Below are 2,707 nucleotides of genomic sequence, written 5' to 3'. Positions count from 1 at the left end.
TATTGAAGTAACCCAAGCTATTAGTTGCATTGCTTCCATATATTTTACATGAGAAAAACGCTCCGGGTTTAAGGCAATGATAGTATAAGGATTAAATAATAGAGGATCTCCTTCGCAAAGTATATTTAATCCTATCTTATCTTTATAGTTCAAAAAAGTACTTCTATCACTAAGAACATAGGCTTGTTTTTCATTGGCAATTTGTAACGTTGCACCCATCCCTTGACCTGCTTCCATATACCACTTCTCTGGTTTAATACCTGCAATTTGCCATATAATTTTTTCTTTTACATCAGTTCCGGAAGCATCTCCTCGAGATACAAAAAAAGCTTGTTGGTTAGCTATATTGGTAAAAGCAGACACTACATTTTTCATACCTTTAATTTTTGCCGGATCATTAGCTGGTCCAAGAACAATAAAATCGTTATACATTACATCTCTGCGGTTTACTCCATATCCATCTTGAACAAATTTATCTTCCGCGTCCGGATCATGGGTAAGTATTATATCTACATCTCCATTTTCCCCCAACTTAATAGCTGCCCCTGTTCCTACCGCAATAACATCTACTTTAATATTAGATAATTCCTCAAAAGGTGGGAGAAGTACATTTAATAAGCCTGAATTTTCTGTACTGGTAGTAGTAGCTAATTTTAGGTGAATTGGTTCAGCATAAACCGTACTAATTAATAATAAACTAATACTTAATATAAATATCACTAGAAAAATAATGTTTTTTTTCATTTTACTAATATATTCCTTTCTATTCATTTTATTTTTTAATTTTAATTAGATATTAAACAAAAAAACCAACACTGTGTCCGGTGTTGGTTTACAAGTTCATCCCATAATATCGGTCCTCCTTTCCAAACACGGGGGGAATAAGAGTTTTCTCTTATTCCTTATCGGCTAATCCACCATCGTTTTCACCTTAGGTGTGATAGCTCGGAGATTATTCTTTTATAAAAGAGCAATATACAAGAAATATCTTCACACATTATAATATTTTTTCTATATTTAAGCAAGAATTTTATATTAGTATTGAGTATATCGTATCGCGTATCGCGTTAAGAAAGAGAAAGAAATGATTTAGATTTCTAATAATCAAATTAACCATTAGTTTTTCATAATTTTTGACATTGGGGGCAGATGAATGAGCTTCTACCTTCTATCCTTACAACATCTATAGAATGCCCACACTTTACGCAAGGTTCTCCTTTTCGAGCATAGACTTGTAATTTTTCAGCAAATTTTCCTTTTTCGCCATCTGTATTTAGATAAGCCTCATCAGCTACTGTACTTCCTCCAGATTTGATTGCTTCATTCAACACCAACTTAATTTGCTGATATAGGTTTCCAATCTCCTCCTTGTGGAGAGAAGAAATTTTTCTTAAAGGATGAATATTCGCTCTATAGAGTACTTCGTTGACATAAATATTCCCTAATCCCGCAATAAATTCTTGGTTCATCAAAAATGATTTTATCTTACTTTTTTTCTTTTTATTTAATATCTGAACCAAGATTTCTTCTTTGAAACAATCATCTAATGGATCTAAACCTAATTTGGCCATACCTTCTATTTGGTTGAGATTGGAAACTAAATAAATTTTCCCAAATTTACGCACATCATTAAATATTAATTTAGTGCCATCAATAAAGGTAAAAATAAGATGATTATGTTTAACATTTATAATTTTTTTACTACCTTCATTAAAAGGATAAATTAAAAGACCGGTCATACCCAGATGAATTACTAATTTTTTACCAGAATCCAATTCTATTACGAGATATTTGCCTCTACGATTGATATTTTTAAACACCTTCCCCTCAATTTGAGTACAAAATTCCGATATAGATGGTTCTTTTACTATTTTAGGAGTATTTACAGTAACAAATTTTATTTCTTTATCTTTTACTTTCCGGTCCAAATCTCTTCTAATAGTCTCCACTTCTGGTAATTCCGGCATTAGATTCACCCCTTCTATTTCATCATTTTAATTCTGACTTCTGGCTTCTATCTAACAGTATATTTGCTTGCTTATATTTTATTTACTTATATAATTACCATTATTTTCTATTTTTTTTTTAATTTGCTGCAAGCTATTTATAATAAATTCTTCTTTTTTACTATTAGTGCGATCTAAAAAAAGTACATTCATTCCAATTTTTTTAGCAGCTAAATAATCAAATTCCCAATGATCGCCTATGTGAAGAACTTGCTCTGGTTTAACTTTTAATTTTTGGCATATTCTTAAATAGATTTCAGAATTTTTTATTTCTTTAAAATCAGATAATGATGAAAAAATATATTTAAAATATTTTTTAAGTTTTTTCATTTTCGGTACCAAAAATTCTCGTGGCATAGTAGTAATGGAAATAAGGGTAAAATCTTTTTTTAATTCTTTTAAAATAGGTACTACATCGGGGAATATTTTTATCTGGGGCTCATACTTCTCTAAAATTTTTTTATAGGAAATTCCTAATCCAAAATAGGATATCCAGTATTTAATGTCATACCAATTTAAATTATGTTCACCTAACTTATTGTATTCATCTTGTACTAATTTTATGCTTTCTTCAAATCCAATCTTTTTTTTCTGGGCAACTAATTGGGGAATTTCTTTAAACCATACTAAATTATTATATTCCAAATCTACTAAAGTACCATCTACATCGAAAGAAATTATTTTAAGAGTGTTTCCCAAAT

3 protein-coding genes and 1 riboswitch are annotated in these 2,707 nt (G+C 29.9%); all 3 genes read right to left on the bottom strand.

The features are described 5' to 3' along the window. Positions 1-744, bottom strand: a 744-nt coding sequence (locus COZ07_RS03775) for a substrate-binding domain-containing protein (RefSeq protein ID WP_406607254.1), incomplete at its 3' end; no start/stop codon positions are given. Positions 745-843: 99 nt separating this feature from the next. Next, positions 844-963: riboswitch (molybdenum cofactor riboswitch) on the bottom strand. 161 nt (positions 964-1,124) lie between these two features. Beyond that, complete coding sequence (gene mutM / locus COZ07_RS03770; RefSeq protein WP_406607253.1) at positions 1,125-1,967, bottom strand: Fpg/Nei family DNA glycosylase; 843 nt, start codon at positions 1,965-1,967, stop codon at positions 1,125-1,127. 78 nt (positions 1,968-2,045) lie between these two features. Further along, on the bottom strand, positions 2,046-2,707 hold a 662-nt coding region (locus COZ07_RS03765; RefSeq protein ID WP_406607252.1), incomplete at its 5' end, for an HAD family hydrolase.

Origin of the sequence: Candidatus Infernicultor aquiphilus (assembly GCF_002784285.1) — a bacterium.
Taxonomy (GTDB): domain Bacteria; phylum Atribacterota; class Phoenicimicrobiia; order Phoenicimicrobiales; family Phoenicimicrobiaceae; genus Infernicultor; species Infernicultor aquiphilus.
The sequence above is the reverse complement of the archived record's forward strand: the minus strand, read 5'-3'. Positions and strand labels throughout refer to the sequence as shown.